Below are 23,090 nucleotides of genomic sequence, written 5' to 3' on the forward strand. Positions count from 1 at the left end.
AGTGCACTCAGCCCGCTCATAAGTGACGTCCAGGAGTCGTGGACGGGCGCTGACTACCGTGCTTTCTCGGCGGAGCGGCCGGTGCCGCCGATCCGCGGTGCCGCGGCTCCCCGAACGACCGGGAGACCAGCCACCATGACGATGCAGCAGGACCGAGCCGCGATCGCGCGCTCCGACTCCCCTGCGTCGATTACCTCGCCCGGCCCCGGCGAGCAGCCCCGTCAGCAGCCCGCAGCGCGGCTCAGTGCGCTCGACGGCCTACGGGGCATCGCCGCGTTCGTCGTGGTCTTCCACCACATCTCCCTGATCGCGGCACCCCTGATCGAGCCCCGGCCCGGTGAGGCCGTGCAGGTCTTCAGCCTCTGGTGGTGGCTGGAGTACACCCCGCTGAAGCTGCTCACCGGCGGCCGCGAAGCCGTACTCGTGTTCTTCGTGCTCTCCGGCCTGGTCGTCGCGCTGCCGGCGCTGAAGCACCCCGACTTCTCCTGGCCCGGATTTCTGGCCGGCCGCTTCGTGCGGCTCTATCTGCCCGCGTGGGGCGCCATGCTGCTCGCGGCCGGCCTGATCCTGCTGCTGCCGCGGTCGCTCGACCGGGTGACCAGTACAAACTGGATCGGCACCACCAATGCGCAGGGGATCGATGTCGGCCGGTTCCTGAACGAGATGACCCTGATGGTGTCGGGCCCCAAGGTCGACAACGTGCTCTGGACCCTGCGGTGGGAGGCGACGTTCTCGGTCCTGCTGCCGGTGTTCGTGCTGCTGGCGGTGCTGCTGCGCCGCTGGTGGCTGCAGACCGCCGCCCTCGTCGTGGGGCTCGGCGTGCTGGGCGCCGTCATCGGCAGCGAGCCGCTCACCTACCTGCCCGTGTTCTTCCTCGGCACGCTGACCGGCGTCCACGTGCAGCAGATTCGGTCGTGGGGCGACCGCCTGCGCGCCCGCACGAGCGGCATCCGCTGGACCGTCGTCGTCCTTGCGGGCCTGCTGCTCCTGATCCTCAGCTACCTGCTGCAGCCCGTCATCCCGCTCGGGACGGACGGCAACCAGGGCCTGCAGCAGTTGGCCGCGCTCGGCGGTCTGCTACTCGTGTTCGCCGCGATCGCGCAGACCGGCTGGCGGCGGATGCTGGAGAGGGCGGTGCCGCAGTTCCTCGGCCGCATCTCCTTCAGCCTGTACCTGGTGCACGTGCCGGTGATCGTCACCATCGCGTATTTGATCGGCGACTGGAACTGGTTCCTGCTGCTGCCGATCGGCGTCCCGGCCGCGCTGCTGACCGGGTGGGCGTTCTACCGGGTGGTCGAGGTGCCGCTGCATCGGCTGGCGCGCACCGCCAACGCGGGAGCGACGAAGGCGATCACCGCGTTTTCCTCCCACGCCGCGCGGTAGCCCGCCGTTCTGCCCGGATTCGCACCTGCTGCCGCGCGCGCACGGGCAGTCGTCTCGAGTCCGCGCAGACGGGTCGCAGGGCGGCGCGCGTCAGAAGTGGTGGAAGCGGTCCGGAGCCAGGTCCCACGGGTCCTTGCCGAGCAGTTCGCTGACGGCCTGCACGACGCAGTGCTCCACATACATGCGCTGGTGCGCCTGGTCGTCGATGTGCAGGTGCGCGAGCCGTTCGATCGGCAGTCGGTAGAGGATCACGCGGTTGCGGGTCGTGTCCGCCCACCAGCGGTCCAAGCCCGAGCCGCCCACCGAGCGGGGAATGCCGGCGATCTCGAAGGTGACCGTCGCCAGCTCGGCCGGCCAGGCACCGCGCAGGTAGTCGGCGGTCTCGGCGACGATGTTCTCGAACGCCTCCGCGCGCGTCTGCAGCACCGGCAAGTGGGGCCCGGTGACGGAGGAGCGCAGCCCGCGCCCGTGCCGGTTCCGGAAGCCGCCTCGCGCGGACGGCGGCAGGGACACGCGTCGGGAGCGGGCCATGCGGTGAGCCTACCCGCGGCACGCCGGGTAGGACGCAGACGCGGCGGATGCGACGCGTAGGGTGACGCGGGTCATGACGAAACGGCCGTGTTCACGGGTGACCTGCTCCGCACCGGCCGTCGCCACCCTCACCTACGTCTACGCCGACTCGATGGCCGTGCTCGGTCCGCTCAGCATGAAGGCGGAGCCGCACGCGTACGACCTGTGCGCCCAGCACGCCGAGCGCCTCTCCGCGCCGCAGGGCTGGTCGGTGCTGCGCATCGCCGAACCCGAGGACATGCGGGATCCGCAGCCCAGCAAGGGGACGCTGTTCGGTCTGTGACCGGCCGCGGGCGGCGCCCCAGTTCGGGTTGTCCCCGCTCTGGGGTCTGGGCGCGGTGACGGCTTCGCCTGCAGGATGCGACCGGCGCCGCATACCCGTGCGGAGTCCGCCTCGACCTTGAGGCGATACCCCGTTGCCCTCCCCAGGGCACTCCTCCCCAAGGTTCCCCCGCCATGGCCACCCAGCCGTGTTCCTCCTCCGTCGTCGTCGCGCCCCGAGCCTCGACCGCCCGCCGGCTGCTGTCTGCCGCCGTCGCGCTGCAGGGCCGTGCGGCCGGATACGGTGCCGACCGGCGTGGCACCCGGCGCCGTACCGTCGGCCGCCGTCCGAGTCGACCCGCCGTGCGGTGGGCTGCCGCATCCGTCGTCGCCGCCCTGACCTCGGCGCTGCTGGTCGCCGGCGCGCCCGCCGCCCAAGCCGCTGATCTCGGCCGCTACGGCGCCGCGTTCGATCGCTCCCCGTCGGCTGTGGGCTCGCTCGGCGGCTCCGGCGCCGGTGATGCGGCACTGAGGGCCAAGCTGACCTCCTCGCCGGTCGCCGACTGGTACGGCGACTGGAACACCGCCGTCGGCGCCGACGTCGCGCAGCGTGTCGATGCGGCGGCCGCCCGCGGCGGCGTCGCCGTGCTCGTCACCTACGACATCCCGCGGCGCGACTGCAGCACCGGGTCGGGAGCGCGCTCGGCCGCGCAATACCGCTCCTGGATCAGGGATTTTGCTTCAGGACTCGCGGCTGATCGGGCGATCGTCGTGGTGGAGCCGGATGCGCTCGCGCTCGAGGGCTGCCTCAGTGCCGCCGGTCGTGCGCAGCGGGAGGCGCTGCTGCGATACGCCGTTGCACGCATCGGCGCGACCGGTTCCTGGGTGTACCTGGACGCCGGCCACGCGGGCTGGCAGACGCCGGCGACGATGGCCGGCCGCCTGCGCCGCGCGGGAATCGTGCACGCCGCGGGCTTCAGCCTGAACGTCGCGAACTACCGCCCGACCACCGACTCCCTGACCTACGGGACGGCGCTGTCCGGCCTGACCCGAGGCACGCACTTCGTCATCGACACGGGCCGCAACGGTGGCCGCACGGCGCCCGGCGACTGGTGCAACGCCGCCGGTGCCGGGCTCGGCCAGCAGCCGACCACGCACACCGCCTCTGCGCTGGCCGACGCGTACCTGTGGATCAAGCCGCCCGGCTACTCCGACGGCACCTGCCACGGCGGCCCGCCGGCGGGCCAGTGGTACCCCGACGCGGCCCGCTCGCTGGCGCGGCACGCGGCGTTCTGAACCCGGTCGACTGGGTGCAGTCGGTAGAGCCGGACCCGCGTTCGGGTAGTCCCGGTCGAAGCCACGGAGGAGGACGACTTCGTCCAGCAACGCCTGCAGATGGCGCTGATCAGGTGTTCGTAGCGCGAACTGGGGGGTTCTACCTCGAACACCTGTACGTACCCTGATGGCCGGTCGACCCGCGGCCGGAGGGAGGTACCCATGCGCCCTACGCAACTCGACCGGCCGCGCCCGCAGGACGAGCCACCATCGCTGTACCCCGAGGCGGTCGCCCGGGCGAAGGCCGCAGCGGCGAAGGCCGAGTCGACTCGCAAGTTCGCGGTCGGGCTGGTCGTCTCCGGACTGGTCGCCATCATCACCGGCACCGCGTTCTTCGCGCTCGCCGCGAACCTGCACCAGGACACCTACGGACGCTTCGGCGCACCCTTCGACGTGGAGCCGCACCCGGCGGGGCAGACGCTGCGCGCCAACGGCACGGTACCCGCGGCCGATACCGCGCTGCTCGCCAAGCTGACCACGACGCCGACCGCGACGTGGTTCGGGCCCTGGAACGGCAACATCCGCGCCGACGTCGCCGCGCGGGTGGACCAGGCCGCGGCCGACGGCAAGATCGCGGTGCTCGTCACCTATGAGCTGCCGCACGGCGACTGCGGCAGCGGGTCGCCCAGTATGGCCAGCGCCTATCGGACGTGGATCCGCCAGTTCGCCGCGGGCCTCGGCCACCACCGGGCGGTCGTCATCGTCGAGCCGGACGCGATCCCGCTGATGGACTGCTTGAACGCCACCGGACAGCGTGAGCGTGTCGCGATCATCAAGGACTCCGTGCAGCAGATCGAGCGCAGCGGATCGTGGGCGTACATCGACGCCGGGCATTCCGCATGGAAGAGCGCGTCGGTGATCGCGTCCCGCCTGAAGGCGGCCGGTATCGCGCAGGCCGCCGGCTTCAGCCTGAATGTCGCCAACTACCAGCCGACCAAAGACCTGATCGCATTCGGCTCGCAGGTGTCCGCGCTGACGGGCGGCAAGCACTTCGTGCTCGACACCGGCCGCAACGGGCGCGCCGTCGCGGGGAACGCGTGGTGCAACGCCTCCGGCGCCGGGCTCGGAGCACGCCCCACGACGCACACCGCATCGCCGCTCGTCGACGCCTACCTGTGGATCAAGACCCCGGGCAGCTCCGACGGCACCTGCAACGGCGGCCCGCCCGCCGGGGTGTGGTGGCCCTCCTACGCCCGCATGCTCGCCACCCGCGCCTCCTTCTGAACGACCGGTTCCCGGGATTCAGAAGGGCGGGTCGTCGGGGAGTTCCGTAGCTATCCGTGTTTTCACGCTGAGGGCTGGCCGGGTGATCCGCTTGCCGCCCCACTTGTCCCGCCACCTGATACTCCCATCGGGGAGTGGTTGAACGTCGAAGTAGCCCTCGTCTTTCATCTGGTGACTCTTGCGACACAGCACTTGCAGGTTGTCGTGCCTGGTCCGACCGTCGTGTTCGACCCGGATGATGTGGTCAATGTCTGCTCGGTGTGCGGGTAACCCGCAGTCGTCGCCCGCACACGACGGTGTTCGGAGGTGAAGGAGTTTTCTCAACCCGGCCGGGAGGTAGCGGTCGTGGGAGTCGATGCCGAGGATCGAGTCATCGATTGGGTCGACCCCCACGCGCGTCCAACTGCGGGTGTGTTCGACCACCTGTCGTGCGGTTTCCGCGTCGATCGCTCCCATCCCCGCCAGTTCCGCGGGTGTGTTGTTGGCACCGGTTGCCGTGTCGGCGGGAACGACGACGAGGACGGTGGCCTTGACGGCTTTCCGGTGGGGTGCTTTCAGCGATCCGATGCGTTCCATCGGGTAGGCCGGGTCGCTCACCTCGGCTGCGGGGACCGCGAGACCGTGCAGGATCACATCGGTGGCGACATCGGCCATGAGTTGTCCGAGGGTGCGGCATTCCCCGTCCCACCCGTGCAGGTCGACAGCGGCTTGCCGGATCCCGTCGTACATCGCCGCGACATCGATCGCAGTGGAGTGCACCTCGAGGACGGCCATCCCGTCGCTGTCGGGCCTGGCGCTGACCCACCGTCGGGTCGCTGCCTGTTCGTGGCGTTCGATCGCCCCGTCCGGGTCGAGCCGGTCCCGCAGCAGCCCGAGACGCTTCTCGACCACCGTCGGCTTCACCGCCTGCACGAGATCCGCGGCCTTGGCATCGAACTCGGCGAGCGCTCTCCCGCCTTCAGTCCGATGGTCTGGCGGGCGGCGGCCCTGATGGCTTCTTCGGAGGCGAGCCCGTCGAGGAACACCGCCCAGGTGGTGGGGAGCTTCTCCCGCACGGTCCGGCCGTCGTCGATGCGATGTTCGATCGCGTGCCGGGAGACGCGGAGCACGTTGGCCTGGTGCAGGCAGAACGCCCGCACAGCCGCATCATCCGGCCGCAACGCCCGCCCGGTCTCGGCTTGCTCCTCCAGCAGCATCGCATCGAACCCGGCCAGCATCACCTGCAAGCGCATCGCCTCGGCCGTGTTCACAACCCGATCCGCCTGCTCCAACGCCGACGTGAACAGAGCCTCACGCGCATCCAATGCAGCACCATTCGATGGCGTCGGACTGAGCTCGCCTGATCCCTCGTCGGGTGGATCATCCGCTCCGTCTTGCTGTGTCATGTTCGATAGTGTACAATACAAATTGACGTTTCATAGAACACGTGTTCACTTCATTTGAAGTACCGGAATGAGTCCGTTCGGAGCCGCGGAAGCGCACCTTGCCCGCTCACGGACGGCGGTCGGCGGGCGATGGGAGGATGGTGGGCATGAGTATCACGGAGGCGCCGCGCGCCGACCATGCACGCCAGATCGACCACCTGGTCGCCGACCTCGCGCTCGCCGAGGCCGGGCGGCACCAGATCCGGCTCGCCGAGCACGAGATGCCCGGGCTGATGCGCCTGCGCGACGAGTTCGGCCCCACGCAGCCGCTTGCCGGCGCACGTATCGCCGGCTCCCTTCATATGACGGTGCAGACGGCGGTGCTGATCGAGACGCTGACCGCGCTCGGCGCCAGCGTGCGGTGGGCCAGCTGCAACATCTTCTCCACCCAGGACGAGGCTGCCGCCGCCGTGGTCGTGGGACCCACCGGCACACCGGAGCAGCCGGCAGGCGTTCCGGTCTTCGCCTGGAAGGGCGAGACGCTGACAGAGTACTGGGCCTGCACGGAGCGAATCTTCGACTGGAGCGCCGAGTCCGCCGCCGCGGGGACGGACTTCGCCGGCCCCAACATGCTGCTCGACGATGGCGGCGATGCGACCCTGCTGGTGCACCGCGGTGCCCAGTTCGAGCGCGCGGGCGCCGTCCCGGCGACGACCGCAGCCGACTCCGCCGAGTATGCGGTGGTACTCGACGTGCTGCGCCGATCGCTGGATCGGGAGCCCGACCGCTGGCAGCGCATCGCGGCAGGCATCCGCGGGGTCACCGAGGAGACCACGACCGGGGTGCATCGCCTGCACGAGCTGTCCGAGGCCGGGCAGCTGCTCTTCGCGGCGATGGACGTCAACGGCTCGGTCACCAAGAGCAAGTTCGACAACCGCTACGGCATCCGCCACTCCCTCCCCGACGGGCTGAACCGCGCCACGGACGTGCTGATCGGCGGCAAGACCGTCTTCGTCGCCGGCTACGGCGACGTCGGCAAGGGAGCCGCGGAGGCGCTGCGAGGTCAGGGCGCCCGGGTGATCGTCAGCGAGGTGGACCCCATCAACGCCCTGCAGGCGGCGATGGACGGCTTCCAGGTGGCGCGGCTGGACGACGTGGTGGAGCAGATCGACATTCTGATCACCGCCACCGGCAACACCCGCGTCGTCACCGCCGACCACCTGCTGGGCCTCAAGCACCTGGCGGTCGTGGCGAACGTCGGGCATTTCGACGACGAGATCGACCTGGCGGGCCTCGCCGCTGTCTCCGGCGTCGACACGGTGCAGATCAAGCCGCAGGTGCACGAGTGGCGACTGCCCACAGGGCGCAGCGTGCTGGTGCTCTCCGAGGGGCGACTGATGAACCTCGGCAACGCGACTGGGCACCCCTCCTTCGTCATGTCGACCAGCTTCGCCAATCAGGTGCTGGCCCAGATCGAGTTGTTCGCCGACGGTGCGGCCTACCCGGTCGGCGTCTCGGTGCTGCCCAAACTGCTGGACGAGAAGGTGGCGCGCCTGCACCTGGACGCGCTCGGCGTGCGGCTGACCGAGCTGTCCGACGAGCAGGCGCAGTACATCGGCGTCGACCCCGCCGGGCCGTTCAAGCGCGACGACTACCGCTACTGACGGGCGGGATCCCTCCGACTCGCACACCCGCGGGAGACACGCACACCCCGGCGCCGGGGAGTGCGTGTCCCGAACGGGCGTGTGCTGGGCGCGTGAACGCTGGGAGGGGTACAGCCGTACCCCGGCATGTACCCCCAATCCAAGGGTTATTCGGGGGAGAACGAGGTTTCTGTACCCTCCTCGGCTTGCCTCCGTACCCCTGAATTTCTACTGTCAGGGGTACGAGGCGCGGGGGCGCCACCGTACCGGGGAGACACAACGATGAGCGTTCTCAGCGCAGGGACCACCGTCCGCATCCGTCGCAGCACCGCGGCGTCATACCTGCAGCCCCAGACGGCGCAGGCCACTCAAGTCTTGTCGTGGACGACCTCTCGCGACGGTCTCTGGACCGCCCGCATCGGTGAGACCGGCACCGACGCCGATTCCCGCATCGCCGGCACGATCGAGCGCACTGCCGCCGGGTTCCAGGTCCGCGATTGGCGGGGCACCGTCGAGACAGTCCACCCCACCCTGGAGGCGGCCCAGTTGAGCCTGGAGCCCGCTGTCCGTGCCGCGGCCCGCACCATGACCGCCGCCATCCAGCGACGCGCCGGTCTGCTCGCCTCCTCCACCGTCGTTACCGCACTGGTCGGCTTCACCGGCATCATCGCCACCTGGATCGCCATCAACCCCAGCTGAGGCTAGAGCCGCTCGCAGGCGCCACTCCCAGCTCGTGCGGTACCGGTGCATTCGCGCAGGAGGCATGCCCACCGCGTCAAGCCCGCAGTACCGCGTGAAGTCCCCGGCGCGGTTCAGCGGTCGGGGAAGCCGTTCGGGTTGGCGGTCAGCACGTCGCCGAGGCGCTCCATGCGCGTCTGCTCGGCGGTGAGCGCCGCCAGTTCGCGTTCGCGCCGCACCGCCGCCACCGCCGCCAACACCAGCCGTGGCGCCGCGTCGGGTATCGGCGCCACGAACGGCGCCGCCTCGGCCAACAGATCGCTCGCCAGCCGGTCCCGGCTCGTCGCGCTCATCCGACCGGATTGGATCAGGAAGGACGCGATCCGTCGGGCAAGGCGATCAGGCAGTCGCGCGACGTCGGCGGTGACGGACCAGTCGCGCAACTCCGCGGGGACCGAGAAGGCGGTGCTCGGCACCTTGGGCATCCGCTCCAACTGGCTGATCGTGCCGGCCAGCAGGTCGCCCAGCCGCTGCGCCTTGCGCGTGACGAGCCCCGTCAGCGCGGCGATGCCTCCGAAGGTGACGACCAGTTCCACCGTGCCGACCAACGCCCGGATGAACGCGTGCCGGGCCGAGATCGCGCCGCCGTCCACCCGGACGATTCGGCCGCCGACCACCAGCTTGCCGAGCGACCGGCCGTGCGTCGCGGTCTCGAGCACCGCGGGTGCGATCACGAACGAGAACACGAGCACGATCACCGCCAGGGCGCTGCCGAGGCCGTCGTCGAGCCCGGCCACGAGCGACAGCACACCGATGCCCAGGAAGAGGCCGATCGCCAGCAGCACCTCGGCGGCGACGTCGATGGCCGCACCGGCGGCGCGCAGGGCGTAGCCGGTCGGCCGCACGTCGACGCTCACGGCCTCGCCGGTGACGATGCCGAGGTCGGTCGGCGCGGTCCACGAGTCCGTCACGCCGCTTGCCGTTCCATCGCGCCTGGTCCTCCCGCACGGCGCCGTGCGCGCCGTGGTTACCATCGTGCCGTGGACCTGGACGCGCTCCGCGCAGCGCGCGAGCAGGAGTGGGCCAGGCTCGACACGCTCGCGCGCACACGCCGCCTGGGCGGCCGCGAGGCGGATGAGCTGATCCTGCGCTACCAGGACGCGGCGGCGGACCTGGCCGCGATCACCGCCACGGCCGGCCCCACGCCCCTGACGGACCGGCTGTCGATCACCCTGTCCAGGGCCCGCATCCGCTTCACCGGCACCGGAGCGAATCTGCTGAGCAGCGTGCCGCGCTTCGCCGTGCTGCAGTTGCCGGCGGCGCTCTACCGGTTGCGGTGGTGGACGCTCGCCATCGCGGTCATCACCGCAGTCGTCGCAGTCGTCTACGGCGTCTGGGCGGCGAACAGCCCGGCGGTGCAGGCGGCGATCGGCGATCCGGCGACGCTGAAGAAGCTGGTCGATCACGACTTCGTCGACTACTACAGCGAGAACCCGGCCGCCTCGTTCACCGGCGAGGTGTGGACGCACAACGCACTGCTGGCGGCGGAGTGCATCGCGTTCGGCGTGCTGGGGCTGTTCGTGCCGGTGATCGTGCTGCAGAACGCGCAGAACATCGGTATCGACGGCGGCATCCTGATCGCCTACGGCCGCGCGGACACGTTCTTCCTCTACATCGCGCCGCACGGCCTGCTGGAGCTGACCAGCCTGTTCGTGGCCGCCGCCGCGGGGATGCGCATCTTCTGGGCATGGATCGCGCCGGGCGCCCGATCGCGCGGCCAGGCGCTCGCCGAGGACGGCCGCGCCCTGTTCACGGTCGCGGTCGGACTGACGGTCTCCCTGTTCGTGTCCGGCTGCATCGAGGGCTTCGTGACCCCGTCGCCCCTGCCCTGGCCGGTGAAGATCGGCATCGGAGCGCTCGCCCTGGCGGCGTTCCTCACCTACATGCTGGCCGTCGGCCGTCGAGCGACGCGGGCGGGCCAGACCGGCGACCTGGACGAGTTCGCCGCCGGCGCCCGCTGCATCGCGGCCGCCTGACCCGCGCCTGTCGTGGCGGGTACTTCGTCCGTATCCGTGCCACTTCTGGGCGAACAGCAGCTCAGAGTGAGGTGATCGTCTTCTCGGCGTCGTCGATGAGCAGGTACAGGGCCCGCCGGCTGTCGGGCATGAGTGTGAAGTCGTATCGCTGGTAGAACCGCACGGCAGTCTCTGAGAGCGCGTCCACCAGGATGGCTCTCGCCCCGATGAGGCGGCTCGCCTCGATGCTCTTGAGTGCGGCGTCCTGCAGCAGTGAGGCGCCGAGGCCCACACCCCGGTATCGCTGATCCACTGCCAGGCGGCCGATCAGCACAGTAGGGATGGGACTCGGCATGTTCCTCCGTACCGCGCCGGGAGCGTCCTCACGTTGCAGGGATCCGGCGGAGAGGCAGTAATAGCCGGCGACGACCCCTGCGTCCTCGTCGAGACTGACGAAGGTGCGCGACGCCCCGTTCGTCTCGTTCTTCACCGCCCTGAGCTGGATCCACCTGTCGAGGGCAGGCTCACCGCATTGAAAGGACGAGCTGTCGTCGCTCGGCCGGATGGGGCGGGGCCTGCGGAGCCGCACGCCCTACTCGACGAAGACGGAATCGCGGCGCAGCAGTTCGGCGAAGGCCTTGAGCGGGCGCGCGGGCTGCTCGATCGCTCGCCCGAACTCGTCCCATGCCGTCTTGGGCAGCGTCAGTTCGTGGTCGCGTCGCAGGACCTCGGCCGCCTCCTCGGTCAGGACGGACACCGAGAAGTCGGTGACGGTGCGCCCAGCGATCGCCGCCGCCCGCTCGATGTCCATCTTCTGGTCGTCCGTCAACCGCAGCTCGAGGCGTTGCGTCTTGATCGGCATGGCGCAAGTGTACGGCAATTATCCGTACATCCAGATACTGAGTCCTGCGAGGAGAGAGACGCTCCTGATCCGGTCGTCGCGGGGCGCGATCAGAGGCGGCCGGCTGCCTTCAGGGCCAGGTAGCGGTCGGCGAGGGCCGGCGGCAGGTCGGCGGGAGTCGCACTGACGACGTCGGCGCCCGATCGGCGCACCGCGTCGGCCAGCCGGGCGGCGTCCAGCAGGCTGCGCTCGGCGGCGGCCGCCAGGAAGACCGAGTCCCGGTCGCGCCGATCCGAGGTCAGTCGCTGCACATCCGGATCACTGACCGCGGCGACGAGCACGGTGTGGCGCCTCGTCAACTGCGGCAGGACGGCCAGCAGGCCGCGCGCGGAGCCCGCACCTTCTAGCGGGGTCAGCAGGACCACGAGGGCCCGCTGCGCGGTCAGCGCGCGCACCTGCGCCGGCACGGCACTCCAGTCCGTCTCCAGCAGCTCCGGCTCCACCGGCGCCATCGCCTCCACCATGCGGTGCAGCACGTCCGACGGCGGCGCGTCGTGCACCCGAGCGCGCAGGCGGCGGTCCCACACCAACAGGTCCACGCGATCGCCGGCCCGGGTCGCCAGGGCGGTCAGCAGCAGGGTCGCCTCGAACGCCGTGTCCAGCCGAGGCTCGTCGCCGATCCGTGCGGCGGAGGCGCGCCCCGCGTCCACGACCACGACGATGCGGCGGTCGCGCTCCGGCCGCCATGTGCGCACCATCAGCGTTCGGCCGGCACCCGGCAGGTCGGGGCGGCGGGCGGTGGCGCGCCAGTCGATCGAGCGCATGTCGTCGCCCCGCACGTACTCCCGCAGCGAATCGAACTCGGTGCCCGCGCCGCGCACCTGCAGCAGGGTGCGTCCGTCCAGCTCGCGCAGGCGCGCCAGTCGCGACGGCAGGTGCCTGCGCGAGTTGAAGGGCGGCAGCACGCGGATAGCGCCCGGCGCCGACAGCGTCGCCTGGCGGCCCGCGAGGCGCAGCGGCCCCATCGATCGCACGGTCACCTGCTGCACGCGGCGCTCGCCGCGGCGCGTCGGCACGAGCGTCGCTCCGAAGGCCCGCCGCTCGCCGGCGGGCAGGTCGAGCGGCCAGCGGGTGGGGCTCGCTCCGGCGGAGGGCTGCCATGCGTCCCGCAGTGCGCCGCGGATGGGTCGGCCGCCCGCGCTCGTGACCAGCAGCAGGACCTCTGCCGGCTCCCCGAGCCGAACCGAGTCCGGCGACCGCCGCTCGAGCGCCACCGCTCTGGGCGAGGCCGCGACCGCCACATCGACGACGAGCAGCAGCACGACGAGCGCCAGCCACGCAAGCAGCACCGCGACGGCCGCGTCGGGGATCGCGGCGCCCAGCACCACCACCGGAACCGCGCCCACCACCACGAGCAGCGGCACGCGCCCGGTGATCAGCACGCCGAGCCGCTCACCGTGCTGACACGGGCACCGCTCACAGCGCCACCGCTCACAGCGGCACCTGCACCGACGACAGCACGGTCGTGAGCACGGCGTCGACCGAGACCCCCTCCAGCTCCGCCTCGGGACGCAGTCGGATGCGGTGGCGCAGCACGGGCAGAGCGACCTCCTGGATGTGGTCCGGGGTCACGCTGTCGGCGCCGCGCAGCCACGCCCACGACTTGGCGGCCGCCAGCAGCGCCGTCGCTCCGCGGGGGGAGACCCCGATCTGCACGGACGGCGCCGCGCGGGTGCCGCGCACCAGGTCCACGGCGTAGCCGAGCACGTCGGGGCTGCTCGACACCCGCAGTACCGCGGCCTGAGCGGCGGCGAGCTGCGCCGGGCTGAGCACCGGATGCACGCCGGCGGCGGCCAGGTCGCGCGGATCGAACCCGGCCGCGTGCCGGGTGAGCACCTCCACCTCCGCCTCGCGGGGCGGCAGGTCGAGCACCGCCTTCAGCAGAAAGCGGTCCAGCTGCGCCTCGGGCAGCGAGTAGGTCCCTTCGTACTCCACGGGGTTCTGGGTGGCGGCGACCAGGAACACCGCCGGCAGGGGCCGCGAGACGCCGTCGACCGTCACCTGCCGCTCCTCCATCGCCTCCAGCAGCGCGGACTGCGTCTTCGGCGGGGTGCGGTTGATCTCGTCGGCGAGCAGCAGATTGGTGAACACCGGACCGGGCCGGAAGTCGAATCGACCGGAGGCGGCGTCGAAGACCGTCGAACCCGTGATGTCGCCCGGCATCAGGTCGGGAGTGAACTGCACGCGCTTGGTCTCGAGGGCCAGCGACGCCGACAGCGCCCGCACCAGCAGGGTCTTCGCGACGCCGGGCACCCCCTCCAGCAGCACGTGGCCGCGGGCCAGCAGTGCGATCATCAGCGCCGTGACGGCGGCGTCCTGGCCGACCACCGCACGGCCGACCTGGGTGCGGACGGCGAGGAATGCGTCGCGGAGATCGTCGGTCATTCGGGTTCCCTTTCATGCGGGGCCGGAGGGGCGTGCGGGCTCTGCGGAGCCCGGGAGGTCTGAGGAGGTGGAGTGGCCTCACGGTCCTGCGGGGCCGGAGTCGTGGGGCGCGTGGGGCCGATGGCGGCGGCCCGCACCGCCCGTTCCAGGTCGGCGAGGCGATCGCTGAGGGCGATCAGGTCCCGCTCGCTGCCCGGGGAGGCGGCCAGCAGGGTGTCGCGCACGGCGGCGGCCGGTCGCCCGGTGGCGGCCGCGGCGGCGCGCGCCACATCCTCGACGTCGGTGCGGCGGGACAGCCCGAGCAGCGGTGCGATGCGGCCGAGCACGCCGATGCGCAGCGCGTCCGCGGCGCGCAGCCGGTCGCCGCCGCGCTGGTAGAGCCGGGCGCGTCCCTCCACCGTCTCGCGGGCGCGCACGATCACCGGTAGCCGTTCGACGACCAGCGGCCCGAACCGCCGGCCCCGCCAGACCGTGGCCGCCACTCCGGCGAGCAGCAGCAGGATCGCGAGCGGCGTGACCCAGGCGGGCGTCAGGTCGGCGAGCGTGGGTGCCGCCGCGCCGGGGACGTCGAGCGGGCTGGGCCGGTACCAGGTCAATTCGGGCGTCGCGCCCAGCAGGTTGAGGGCCAGGGCGGCGTTGCCGGCGACCGCGATGTGCTCGTTCGTGAACGGGGCGCTGCTCGCGAGCAGCAGTACGGTCGTCTCGCCCGTGCGGACGCGGACCAGCTGGGCGCCCTCGCCCGGCGCCCGATAGCAGGTGGACCCCGGCCGGCCTGCGGCCAACCGCAGCCCCGTCGCCGTGTCCGGCAGGCGCAGCGCGCCGGATCGCACCGCCGCCGCCACCGTGCAGCCCGGCCGCACCGTGGTCGCGGTCACGAGGCCGGACTGATCCACTCCGGGTGCCACGACGCGCAGCGCGGTGAACGCCGGCCCGACCACGATCAGCCGACCCGTACTCGCGAGCACCCGCCGCCACTGGGCTGCGGTCAGCAGACCGGCGGAGTCGTCCACCAGCAGGGTGGACTGCGGATCCGCGATCGCGGCAGCCAGCCGGCCGACCGACCGCACCTGGACGCCCTGCGCCGTCAGCACCTGGGCGAGGGCCCGGCCGCCCGCCGGATGGGCGTTGTCCGGAGCGAAGTCCGCCGTCGACGACCCGCCCCGGCTGACCAGAGCGACCGCGAGGGTGCCGAGCAGCACCAGGACCACGGCAACGACCGCGAATCGCCACCGCCCGAGGCTCTGCCGGACAGTCGGAGTGACGGGCGCCGCGCGGGCGAGCGTCGGCGCGCTCACGGCAGCGGGACGAGCTGCGGGCGGGTCGCCTCGGCGCGCTCGTCCAGGGCCGTGATCTGCCGCCACTGCGCCTCGGTGCCGGGCCTGCCCGCGTAGCGGACGTCGTCGAAGGCGCTCGCCGCATCGCGCAGGGCCGCGGTCTCGGTGGGCAGGGGCCCGGCTGCGGAGCGGGCGAAGCCGACGGCGGTCGTACCGGGGGACAGGGAGACGAGCGTCCGCTCCTCCAGTCCTCGTGCCAGCGCGCGGAACGCCTCCACCACCGCCAGGGAGTGGTCGCCGGTGGCGGCGGCCCGGGCGGCGGCGGCCCGGATCTGCGCGGCGCTGCGCCGATCGGCGGCTCCGAACAGGGCGTCCCCGGCCAGGCGGCTGCGGCGGTTGACCCGGGGCAGGCCGTACAGCAGCAGTGCCGCGACCAGCAGGGCGACGACGACCAGCACGCCGACCACCAGCAGCACCCGCGACGCGGGGTCGCCGCTCCTCCCGAACAGCGAGGCGAGGAACCGGCCGACGGCCTGCGCGAGCAGGTCGAACGGGGTCGGCCTGGCCGCCTGGTAGGGCTGCTTGGCCAGCTCGTCGACCAGCAGGCGGCGGCCGTCCGGACCGTCCGGCTGCAGGGGGACCGACCACGGCGCGAGCAGTGCCACAGCCGTCATGCGGGCGGCGGGCCGTACGGGTCCTGCTCGCCCACCTCGCCGGACTCGACCAGGGTGCGCAGGCGGATGTCCAGGCCGTCGGTGCGCATCCGCAGGTCGATGTAGAGCAGGGCGATCGCCGCGACCTCGGCGATCAGGCCGATACCGGCGACGATCGCCGTCACGGCGCTCGCCGGCAGCGCGGCGAGGATCGAGGTCTGCAGCAGGGCCCCGGTGTCGCCGGTGGCGCCGTTCGGCAGGACGAGTGTGGTCAGCAGCGAGCCGAGCAGTTGGAACGGCAGGCTGATCACGCCGGCGACCACCTGGATGATCAGCCGCGGCAGGGCGATCAGGCCGAACGTGCGCCAGAACGATCCGCGGGTCAGGCGCCACGACCGCCGGACGGCAGCGACGATGCCCGCTCGCTCTAGCACGATCACGCTCGGTGCCACGGCGATCCTCACGCCGATCCACACCGTCAGCACGATGCCGCCGAGCGCGCCGAGCACGAGCAGCACGATCGCCAGCACCACCCCCGCCGTCTGGCCGGCGGCGACGCCGACCGCCACACCCAGCAGGGCGGCGAGCCCGGCGATCACGGTGAAGCCGACCACCAACGCGACGCTCTCGAGCAGGGAGTACAGCAGCAGGCGCCAGAACCGGCGGCCCACCCGCGCCAGCACCGCGCGGATCGTCGGCTTCTGCCCGAGCGCCCCGCGTGCCACCACGACGACCACGAGGCCCTGCATCAGGGCGGTGAAGACCGTGCTGACCGCCAGCACCGCTCCGCTCGCGAGCAGCAGCTGCCCGACCCCTCCGGCGACGATCGCCTGGCGATCCGCGTCGCTCGCGTCGAAGAATCGGCTGGCGACACCGATCAGCGTCGTCTGCAGGCCGAGCACGCTGATCGCACTCTGCAGCAGTGACACGACGACGGCGGGGGCGACGAGCGCCCGCGCGTTCCACCGGATGGCACTGAACGCGGTGCCGAGCAGCGTGCCGAAGCCCAGCGGATGCAGCGGGATCAGGCCCGGCTTCGGCGGCGGAGTCCAGCCGCTGCTGCTGTTGCCGCCGCCGAGCGGCGCAACGGCGACCGCCTGCGGCGGCGTGTCCGGCGCAGAGGAGGGAACCCGCACACCGAACCGGGGCGGCGCCTCCTGGCCCGTCGACCGTGGGAGTGACTGGCCGGCCTGCGGGGAAGCAGGAGCGCCCGGCGGCGTCCATTCATCGCCCTGACCAGCCACGTCGAGCATCGTGTCACGGATCCGCCGTCACACGGTCGTCATCCTCCGCCCCTCCGCGTGCCGCCGTCTCCCCTCGTTGCACGCCCCCGCCGTGGCGCGGCGCTGGCGTTACCATGACGTGACCCGCCACGGTCCGGCGGCGGTGGCAACACGAGACGAGGCGCATGACCGGGCGCATCCTGGTCGTCGACGACGACACGGCGCTGGCCGAGATGATCGGCATCGTGCTGACCACGGAAGGGTTCGAGCCGTCGTTCTGCGCCGACGGCGGCGAGGCGATGGACCTGTTCCGTGTCCTCGACCCGGACCTGGTGCTGCTCGACCTGATGCTGCCCGGCATGGACGGCATCGAGGTGTGCCGCGCGATCCGCACCGACAGCGGGGTGCCGATCATCATGCTGACGGCCAAGTCCGACACCACCGACGTGGTGGAGGGGCTGGAGTCGGGTGCCGACGACTACATCGTCAAGCCGTTCGACCCCAAGGAGCTCGTCGCCCGCATCCGCGTGCGGCTGCGGCCCGTCACCGCCGCGCCGGGCACCCTGCTGCGGATCGGCGACCTGACGCTCGACGCCGCCGGCCACGAGGTGCGGCGGGGCGGGACGCCGATCGCCCTCACCCCGCTCGAATTCGACCTGCTGTACGCGCTGGCCGCCAAGCCCCACCAGGTCTTCACCCGCGAGATGCTGCTCGAGCAGGTGTGGGGCTACCACTACAAGGCGGACACCCGCCTCGTGAACGTGCACGTGCAGCGCCTGCGCGCCAAGGTCGAGCAGGACCCGGAGCAGCCGCGCATCGTCTCGACGGTTCGCGGAGTCGGCTACCGCGCCGGTGCCGCGGGCTGAGGCTCGTCCCGTGGCGCTGCGATCGGAGTTGGACAGGCCGTTCCGCGAGCCCGTGACCGTCGAACGGCGGCCGGGCCAGCGGGTCGTGGTGACGCCCGGCTTGCGCCTGCTGCAGGCACGCCGTTCCATCGCGGCTCCGTTCCTCGCCGTCGTCCACTTCTGGCGTCGCTCGCTGCAGGTGCGCACGGTGACCGGCAGCGTGCTGCTGTCCGCGGTCGCCCTGCTCGCGGTCGGCACCTACGTCTCGTTCACCGTCAGTCGGGCCATCTTCGAGGACCGGGTGCAGCAGGCCCTGGTGCAGTCGGAGCGGGCGACGGATGTCGCCACCAAGCTGTTCCAGGCGTCGCCGGCCGCCGATTCCGCAGCGGCCGGCGCCGTCGCGGACAATGCGCTGCAGGCCGCGCAGACCACGGCGGCCGCCTCCAGCGGGTACGCCCTGCAGGCGGCCGACGGCCCCGGACCGGTCCTGCTGCAGACCCGGGCGAGCGGCGACGGGATCTCCACGTCGCCCAGCGAGGAGTTGCAACGCGCGGTCACCCGCACCCCGAGCGGCACCCACTGGCAGTCGGTGGGCATCCCGGTCGCCAGCGGCGCGGTGCATCCCGGGATCATCGTCGGCTCGACCCTGCAGATTCCGGGTGCCGGGGGGCAGTACGAGCTGTTCCTCGTCTACGACTTCGAGGATCTGCAGAGCACCCTCGACTTCGTGCAGCGCACGCTGTTGCTCGGCGGTGCCGCGCTCGTGCTGCTGATCGGCGCCGTCACCCTGCTCGTCGTCCGCCTGATCGTCGTCCCGGTGCGGCAGGCCGCCGCGGTCAGCGAGCAGCTTGCCGGCGGCCGGCTCGACCGCCGCATCCCCGAGCGCGGCGAAGACGTGGTGGCCACGCTGGCGCGCTCCTTCAATCACATGGCCGACGGCCTGCAGCGCCAGATCACCCAGCTCGCCAACCTGTCGCGCGTGCAGCAGCGCTTCGTTTCCGACGTCAGCCACGAACTGCGGACGCCGCTCACGACCATCCGGCTGGCCAGCGACGTGCTCTACGACCGACGGGACCGCTTCGACGCACCGACGGCCCGATCGGCGGAGCTGCTCCGCGCGCAGGTGCAGCGGTTCGAGTCGCTGCTGGCCGACCTGCTGGAGATCAGCCGCATGGATGCGCACGCGGCGGAGCTCAGCGTCGAGCCGGGATCGGTGGTGGACGTGGTGCGCGAGGCGGTGGACGCGCTCGGCAATCTGGCCGAGCAGACCGGCACCGAGGTGCGCCTGGAGACCCCGGGCGGCCACGGTGAGGTGCAGATGGATGCGCGGCGCGTGGCCCGCATCGTGCGCAACCTGCTGGCCAACGCGATCGAGCACGGGGAGGGCCGACCGGTCGTCGCCACGATCGACAGCTCCGCGACGGCCGTTGCGCTCGGAGTGCGGGACCACGGCGTGGGAATGACCGGGCCGCAGACGCTGCGGGTGTTCGACCGCTTCTGGCGGGCGGATCCCTCGCGGCATCGTCGTATCGGCGGCACGGGACTCGGGCTCGCGATCAGTCTGGAGGACGCGCAGCTGCACGGCGGCACGCTGGAGGTGTGGAGCGCGCCGGGCCAGGGTGCCCACTTCGTCCTCACGCTGCCGCGGGCGACCGCCGTGCCCGCGGGCGAGTCGCCCATCGCGCTCGTCCCGCCGGATGCCCGCGCCGCCGGTCCCGCGGTCCGACCCGCTCGCCGGCGTGAGCGGGTGCGCTCATGAGGCGCCCTCCGTCGATCAGGCGCGCTGTGTCCGTGCGATACGGCTCCGCTGTGCCCACCCGGCGCGCCGCCGCGGTGCTCGCCGTGGCGGTCGCACTGCTGCTGGCCGGCTGCGCCGGCATCCCCGTCAGCGGCGGCGTGAACGTCGGCGTCGTGCAGAACGCCGACGTGCAGGGCGCGTCGTCGTTCACCCCGCGCGGCCCGGCCGGCAACGCCTCGCCCACGGACATCGTCCGTGGCTTCATCGATGCCGGCACCGGTCAGAAGTCCGCCATCGGCAAGAACAACGGGTACGGGGTCGCCCGCTCGTTCCTCACGCCCGCACTCGCCACGCAGTGGGATCCGAACGCCCGGGTGCTGGTGCACGCCACCAACTACAGCGTCACCCGGTCGGGGAGCGATGCGTACACGGTCACGGTGCCGACCGTGGCGCGGGTCGACGCCCGCGGTTCGTATACGACGACCGCTGATCCTTCCTCGTCGGGCGCGGTCAAGCCCAGGTCGGTGGCCCTGCGCATGCAGCTGACGAAGACCGCCAAGGGCTGGCGTATCGCGAGCGCGCCGGCCGGCATCGTGTTGCTGCAGGTGAACTTCGACAAATTGTTCTCCCCGACGCCGCTCACCTTCTTCGATCCCACCTTCACCCGCACCGTTCCCGACCTGCGCTGGTACGCGAACTCCGCCGACGTGCCCCACGCGGTGCTCGCCGGCCTGGCGGCTGGTCCGGCCGGCCCCATCGCCGCGCCCGTGGCCGTGTCGGCGTTCCCGACGGGCAGCCGCGTGACGAGCGTGCGAGTGACCTCCGGAGTCGCCGCCGTCGACGTCACCACGCCGTCGCCCCTGCCCGCCGTGACGGTGCAGCGCATCCGCACGCAGGTGCAGTCCTCCCTGCCGGCCGTGAGCGATGTGCAGGTGTCCGTCGACGGCGTGCAGCAGGCGAGCACGGGGACGCCGGCTGGGCAGACCGACTCGCCCGACCCGAATCCGCTCATCCGTCGCGGGGCGGCGGTCGGCTTTCTGGAGGGCTCCATCCTGCGCCGCGACACGGTGCTGGGGCGGCAGGTGCAGGCGGTCGGGCCGCTCGGCGCGACCGTCTCCGATCGGCTGCGGATCGCCGCTGTGCGCACCGCGGACGGGGTGCGCGTCGTGACCCCCACCGCGCATGCGCTCGTCGACGCTCGGGACGGCCTGATCGACCCCTCCCTCGACCCGCTCGGCTGGACGTGGTCGGTGCCGCGCGACGATCCCGACGGCCTGATGGCGTTCCACGGCCACGACCGGGCGCAGCACCTGCACGGGCCGTTCGGCGCTGCGCAGTCGATCGACACGATCGAGGTGTCGCGCGACGGCACCCGGTTGCTGGTGCTGCTTGCGACGCAGGCCGGCCCGGTCGGCCGGGTGATCGGCATCGAGCGCGATGCCAAAGGTGCCCCGATCGGCCTCTCGTCGCAGTGGTACGCGGTACCTGCACCGGGTGCGCGGGGCCTCGATGCCACCTGGGTCGACTCCGGCACCGTCGCGGCACTGACCAGTACCGCCGACGGCGATCAGGTGACCCAGGTGCAGGTGGGCGGCGCCCAATCGGTGCCATTGGCTCGGCCGGGCGACGCCACCGCCATCGTCGGCGGCGCCGGGCGGAGCGAACTGACGGTGCTGCTGCGAGGTGGCGGCCTCGCCCGCTACGACGAGGCGTGGCGCACCATCGGCACCGGCGTCTCCCTGCTGGCCGTGCAGCGCTGACCCGCCTGCTCCCTGGCCTGCTCCCTGCCCCGCCGCACTTCCCATCCGCTCCTCCCCGTCCGCTCCTCCCCAATCGGGGAGCGACGCCGGTTTTCGCCCGGTCTGCCGGTCACGCCGCCCGCGCGGAGTGAGTGCGCAGCACACTGCTCGTCGTGGCGGGATCGGGCTGGCGTTCGGCGGCCCTGGAACTGGTCGACCTGGTGCTGCCGGTGGACTGCGTGGGCTGCGGGTCGCCCGGTCGCACACTCTGTGGGACGTGCGCGGCGCTGCTGCAGGTGCGGCCGCGCTCTCGAAGCGTGGCGGGCGTCGGCACGGTGGTCAGCGGTGTCGAATACGACGGCGTCGCACGGGCGGCGGTCCTCGCGTTCAAGAATTCGGGTCGCACCGATCTGGCCGGGCCCCTGTCGGGTGCGCTCGGCGTCGCCGCGCGGCACGCGCTCGAGCCCCTGGCGGCGCCGGTCGCCCTGGTCCCGATGCCACCCACCCGGCGTTCCGCGGTCGAGCGGGGCTACGACCCGGTGGCCGTGCTGCTGCATCGGGCGCGGCTTCCCGCCGTCCGGCTGCTGTCGCTGCAGCGCCGAGCCTCCGACCAGGCGTCCCTCGCGCGGGCGGCTCGCCTCCTGAACGCCGCGGGCAGCATGCGCGCCGCACCCGCGGCGGCCGGGCTGCGGGTGGTTCTGGTCGACGACGTCGTCACGACAGGCGCGACGCTGCTCGACGCGGCGCGCGCGGTGCGGCAGGCGGGCGGCACGGTCCTCGGTGCCATCACGTTGGCCAGCACTCCCGAGCACCGACCCATCGGCACCGAGCAGTGATGCACCGACCCCGAGCATCGATTCACGACGCAGTGCAGACAGCGCACCGGTCGCCGCCGTAGGGTGCGGATACGGCGAACAAGACCGCCTCACGGACCACGCACACGCCTTCACGGACGTGCGTCGCGGCCCTCCGAACCGAGGCGACGCGCCGCTCATCGGGGAGGACGCTGATGGATATCACGATCACCGGACGCAACGTGGGGATCACGGACCGGTTCCGCGAGTACGCGGTCGAGAAATCGGACCGGGTCACCAACCTGGCCGACCGGGCGCTGGCGCTCGAGGTGCGCCTGTGCCGGCACCACGAGACCCACGGGTCGTCCGGGGACGACCGGGTGGAACTGACCCTGATCGGACCGGGCCCGGTCGTGCGGGCCGAGGCCGCCGGCATCGACAAGTACGCCGCCTACGACGCGGCGCTCGCCAAGCTGCTGGAGCACATCCGCCGTGCGCGGGACCGCAAGAAGCTGCACCGCGGCCACGGCAGCCGCATGACCAGCCTGCGGGAGGCGAGCGCGAGCGGTTTCCAGGGCGTGGGCGTGGTACCCGCCGACGGCGACTCGCTGCGGTGGGCGGCGACGGGTCCCACCGGCCCCGAGACCCTGCCGCCGACCGCCGCCGACATGGAGGGCGACGCTCGGGGCGTTGGTCGGGACGGGGATGAGGAGGGTGCCGACGAGGAGTACACGCCCGTCAACATCCGCCGCAAGACGTTCGAGGCCGCACCCATGAGCGTCGACGACGCGCTGTACCGCATGGAACTGGTGGGCCACGACTTCTACCTCTACTTCGATTCCGAAACGCAGCGCCCGAGCGTCGTCTACCGCCGCAAGGGGTGGGACTACGGGGTGATCGGCTTGCAGCAGCAGGTCTCGACCGACGGCGCACCGGACGAGACGCGAGAAGACGCGCGAGAGGATGCGCCGGTGCAGGCGGTCGCGGCGGCCCGCTGAGCCGCGGCGGCCGCCCGGCCGAGTGGGGTCCGCTGAGCACGGCGGCGCGGGTCCACCTGCGCCGCGC

At 72.2% G+C, this 23,090-nt stretch carries 23 protein-coding genes; 12 read left to right on the top strand and 11 right to left on the bottom strand.

Features of this window, described 5'->3' with window-relative positions:
- Nucleotides 1–135 precede the first annotated feature (135 nt).
- On the top strand, nt 136–1,383 hold the full coding sequence (locus ACFE7H_RS00785; protein WP_375399288.1) for an acyltransferase family protein: 1,248 nt from the start codon (nt 136–138) through the stop codon (nt 1,381–1,383).
- Between the two features lie 90 nt (nt 1,384–1,473).
- Here the strand turns inward: ACFE7H_RS00785 and ACFE7H_RS00790 are convergent, their stop codons facing one another.
- Complete coding sequence (locus ACFE7H_RS00790; RefSeq protein ID WP_375399289.1) at nt 1,474–1,914, bottom strand: metallopeptidase family protein; 441 nt, start codon at nt 1,912–1,914, stop codon at nt 1,474–1,476.
- A gap of 73 nt (nt 1,915–1,987) precedes the next feature.
- Between ACFE7H_RS00790 and ACFE7H_RS00795 the strand changes: the two genes are divergently transcribed.
- From ACFE7H_RS00795 to ACFE7H_RS00805, 3 genes are all read left to right on the top strand, one after another.
- Nucleotides 1,988–2,236, top strand: coding sequence for a DUF3499 family protein (locus tag ACFE7H_RS00795; RefSeq protein ID WP_375399290.1), 249 nt, complete (start codon nt 1,988–1,990; stop codon nt 2,234–2,236).
- Nucleotides 2,237–2,409: 173 nt separating this feature from the next.
- Nucleotides 2,410–3,510: a glycoside hydrolase family 6 protein gene (locus ACFE7H_RS00800; protein ID WP_375399291.1), complete on the top strand. Its 1,101-nt coding sequence runs from the start codon at nt 2,410–2,412 to the stop codon at nt 3,508–3,510.
- A 201-nt stretch (nt 3,511–3,711) separates the two neighbouring features.
- Complete coding sequence (locus ACFE7H_RS00805) at nt 3,712–4,773, top strand: glycoside hydrolase family 6 protein (protein ID WP_375399292.1); 1,062 nt, start codon at nt 3,712–3,714, stop codon at nt 4,771–4,773.
- Nucleotides 4,774–4,791: 18 nt separating this feature from the next.
- On the opposite strand, the gene ACFE7H_RS00810 is transcribed toward ACFE7H_RS00805, so the two are convergent.
- Together ACFE7H_RS00810 and ACFE7H_RS00815 are read right to left on the bottom strand one after the other, a co-directional pair.
- The gene (locus ACFE7H_RS00810) at nt 4,792–5,676 is read right to left on the bottom strand and encodes an HNH endonuclease (RefSeq protein ID WP_375399293.1); all 885 of its coding nucleotides are present in this window, start codon (nt 5,674–5,676) and stop codon (nt 4,792–4,794) included.
- The gene (locus ACFE7H_RS00815; RefSeq protein ID WP_375399294.1) at nt 5,673–6,077 is read right to left on the bottom strand and encodes a hypothetical protein; all 405 of its coding nucleotides are present in this window, start codon (nt 6,075–6,077) and stop codon (nt 5,673–5,675) included. The genes ACFE7H_RS00810 and ACFE7H_RS00815 overlap by 4 nt, the downstream gene beginning before the upstream one ends.
- 227 nt (nt 6,078–6,304) lie before the next feature.
- Here ACFE7H_RS00815 and ahcY point away from each other — a divergent pair, with 227 nt between their 5' ends.
- A complete protein-coding gene (gene ahcY / locus ACFE7H_RS00820; protein ID WP_375399295.1) occupies nt 6,305–7,801 on the top strand; it encodes an adenosylhomocysteinase in 1,497 nt (498 codons plus the stop codon).
- Between the two features lie 261 nt (nt 7,802–8,062).
- Nucleotides 8,063–8,479, top strand: coding sequence for a hypothetical protein (locus ACFE7H_RS00825; RefSeq protein WP_375399296.1), 417 nt, complete (start codon nt 8,063–8,065; stop codon nt 8,477–8,479).
- A gap of 113 nt (nt 8,480–8,592) precedes the next feature.
- Here ACFE7H_RS00825 and ACFE7H_RS00830 read toward each other — a convergent pair whose 3' ends face one another.
- On the bottom strand, nt 8,593–9,429 hold the full coding sequence (locus ACFE7H_RS00830; RefSeq protein ID WP_375399297.1) for an RDD family protein: 837 nt from the start codon (nt 9,427–9,429) through the stop codon (nt 8,593–8,595).
- Nucleotides 9,430–9,498: 69 nt separating this feature from the next.
- Here ACFE7H_RS00830 and ACFE7H_RS00835 point away from each other — a divergent pair, with 69 nt between their 5' ends.
- Nucleotides 9,499–10,494 (top strand): stage II sporulation protein M, encoded by a 996-nt coding sequence (locus tag ACFE7H_RS00835; RefSeq protein ID WP_375399298.1) that lies wholly within the window; start codon nt 9,499–9,501, stop codon nt 10,492–10,494.
- A gap of 61 nt (nt 10,495–10,555) precedes the next feature.
- On the opposite strand, the gene ACFE7H_RS00840 is transcribed toward ACFE7H_RS00835, so the two are convergent.
- The 7 genes from ACFE7H_RS00840 to ACFE7H_RS00870 all read right to left on the bottom strand — a co-directional run bounded on the left by ACFE7H_RS00840 (nt 10,556) and on the right by ACFE7H_RS00870 (nt 16,930).
- The gene (locus ACFE7H_RS00840) at nt 10,556–10,963 is read right to left on the bottom strand and encodes a GNAT family N-acetyltransferase (RefSeq protein WP_375399299.1); all 408 of its coding nucleotides are present in this window, start codon (nt 10,961–10,963) and stop codon (nt 10,556–10,558) included.
- A gap of 102 nt (nt 10,964–11,065) precedes the next feature.
- Nucleotides 11,066–11,335 carry a DUF1778 domain-containing protein gene (locus ACFE7H_RS00845; protein WP_375399300.1) on the bottom strand — a complete coding sequence of 90 codons (270 nt, stop codon included), beginning with the start codon at nt 11,333–11,335 and terminating at the stop codon, nt 11,066–11,068.
- A gap of 89 nt (nt 11,336–11,424) precedes the next feature.
- Nucleotides 11,425–12,756 carry a DUF58 domain-containing protein gene (locus ACFE7H_RS00850; RefSeq protein ID WP_375399301.1) on the bottom strand — a complete coding sequence of 444 codons (1,332 nt, stop codon included), beginning with the start codon at nt 12,754–12,756 and terminating at the stop codon, nt 11,425–11,427.
- 49 nt (nt 12,757–12,805) lie between these two features.
- A complete protein-coding gene (locus ACFE7H_RS00855; protein WP_375399302.1) occupies nt 12,806–13,759 on the bottom strand; it encodes an AAA family ATPase in 954 nt (317 codons plus the stop codon).
- Nucleotides 13,756–15,054 (bottom strand): DUF4350 domain-containing protein, encoded by a 1,299-nt coding sequence (locus ACFE7H_RS00860; RefSeq protein ID WP_375399303.1) that lies wholly within the window; start codon nt 15,052–15,054, stop codon nt 13,756–13,758. The genes ACFE7H_RS00855 and ACFE7H_RS00860 overlap by 4 nt, the downstream gene beginning before the upstream one ends.
- A complete protein-coding gene (locus ACFE7H_RS00865) occupies nt 15,051–15,707 on the bottom strand; it encodes a DUF4129 domain-containing protein (protein ID WP_375399304.1) in 657 nt (218 codons plus the stop codon). The genes ACFE7H_RS00860 and ACFE7H_RS00865 overlap by 4 nt, the downstream gene beginning before the upstream one ends.
- Nucleotides 15,704–16,930, bottom strand: coding sequence for a hypothetical protein (locus tag ACFE7H_RS00870; protein WP_375399305.1), 1,227 nt, complete (start codon nt 16,928–16,930; stop codon nt 15,704–15,706). The genes ACFE7H_RS00865 and ACFE7H_RS00870 overlap by 4 nt, the downstream gene beginning before the upstream one ends.
- Before the next feature lie 164 nt (nt 16,931–17,094).
- On the opposite strand from ACFE7H_RS00870, the gene mtrA reads away from it, so the two are divergent.
- The 5 genes from mtrA to hpf all read left to right on the top strand — a co-directional run bounded on the left by mtrA (nt 17,095) and on the right by hpf (nt 23,023).
- Entirely contained in the window at nt 17,095–17,775 is a 681-nt protein-coding gene (gene mtrA / locus ACFE7H_RS00875; protein ID WP_375399306.1) for an MtrAB system response regulator MtrA, read from the top strand.
- A 10-nt stretch (nt 17,776–17,785) separates the two neighbouring features.
- The gene (gene mtrB / locus ACFE7H_RS00880; protein WP_375399307.1) at nt 17,786–19,513 is read left to right on the top strand and encodes an MtrAB system histidine kinase MtrB; all 1,728 of its coding nucleotides are present in this window, start codon (nt 17,786–17,788) and stop codon (nt 19,511–19,513) included.
- Between the two features lie 50 nt (nt 19,514–19,563).
- Entirely contained in the window at nt 19,564–21,252 is a 1,689-nt protein-coding gene (locus ACFE7H_RS00885; RefSeq protein WP_375399308.1) for a GerMN domain-containing protein, read from the top strand.
- A 152-nt stretch (nt 21,253–21,404) separates the two neighbouring features.
- Nucleotides 21,405–22,067, top strand: a complete 663-nt coding sequence (locus tag ACFE7H_RS00890) for a ComF family protein (RefSeq protein ID WP_375399309.1) — start codon at nt 21,405–21,407, stop codon at nt 22,065–22,067.
- A 173-nt stretch (nt 22,068–22,240) separates the two neighbouring features.
- Nucleotides 22,241–23,023: a ribosome hibernation-promoting factor, HPF/YfiA family gene (hpf, locus tag ACFE7H_RS00895; RefSeq protein WP_375399310.1), complete on the top strand. Its 783-nt coding sequence runs from the start codon at nt 22,241–22,243 to the stop codon at nt 23,021–23,023.
- Nucleotides 23,024–23,090: the final 67 nt, after the last annotated feature.

Origin of the sequence: uncultured Amnibacterium sp. (assembly GCF_964250715.1) — a bacterium.
Taxonomy (GTDB): Bacteria; Actinomycetota; Actinomycetes; order Actinomycetales; family Microbacteriaceae; genus Amnibacterium.

Excerpts from the sequence above, each read along its gene's own strand:
- hpf (WP_375399310.1), top strand. The coding sequence starts at position 22,241 with ATGGATATCACGATCACCGGACGCAACGTGGGGATCACGGACCGGTTC.
- mtrA (WP_375399306.1), top strand. The coding sequence starts at position 17,095 with ATGACCGGGCGCATCCTGGTCGTCGACGACGACACGGCGCTGGCCGAG.
- ACFE7H_RS00825 (WP_375399296.1), top strand. The coding sequence starts at position 8,063 with ATGAGCGTTCTCAGCGCAGGGACCACCGTCCGCATCCGTCGCAGCACC.
- ACFE7H_RS00800 (WP_375399291.1), top strand. The coding sequence starts at position 2,410 with ATGGCCACCCAGCCGTGTTCCTCCTCCGTCGTCGTCGCGCCCCGAGCC.
- ACFE7H_RS00855 (WP_375399302.1), bottom strand. The coding sequence starts at position 13,759 with ATGACCGACGATCTCCGCGACGCATTCCTCGCCGTCCGCACCCAGGTC.
- ACFE7H_RS00805 (WP_375399292.1), top strand. The coding sequence starts at position 3,712 with ATGCGCCCTACGCAACTCGACCGGCCGCGCCCGCAGGACGAGCCACCA.
- ACFE7H_RS00795 (WP_375399290.1), top strand. The coding sequence starts at position 1,988 with ATGACGAAACGGCCGTGTTCACGGGTGACCTGCTCCGCACCGGCCGTC.
- ACFE7H_RS00785 (WP_375399288.1), top strand. The coding sequence starts at position 136 with ATGACGATGCAGCAGGACCGAGCCGCGATCGCGCGCTCCGACTCCCCT.
- ACFE7H_RS00865 (WP_375399304.1), bottom strand. The coding sequence starts at position 15,707 with ATGACGGCTGTGGCACTGCTCGCGCCGTGGTCGGTCCCCCTGCAGCCG.
- ahcY (WP_375399295.1), top strand. The coding sequence starts at position 6,305 with ATGAGTATCACGGAGGCGCCGCGCGCCGACCATGCACGCCAGATCGAC.
- ACFE7H_RS00845 (WP_375399300.1), bottom strand. The coding sequence starts at position 11,335 with ATGCCGATCAAGACGCAACGCCTCGAGCTGCGGTTGACGGACGACCAG.
- ACFE7H_RS00790 (WP_375399289.1), bottom strand. The coding sequence starts at position 1,914 with ATGGCCCGCTCCCGACGCGTGTCCCTGCCGCCGTCCGCGCGAGGCGGC.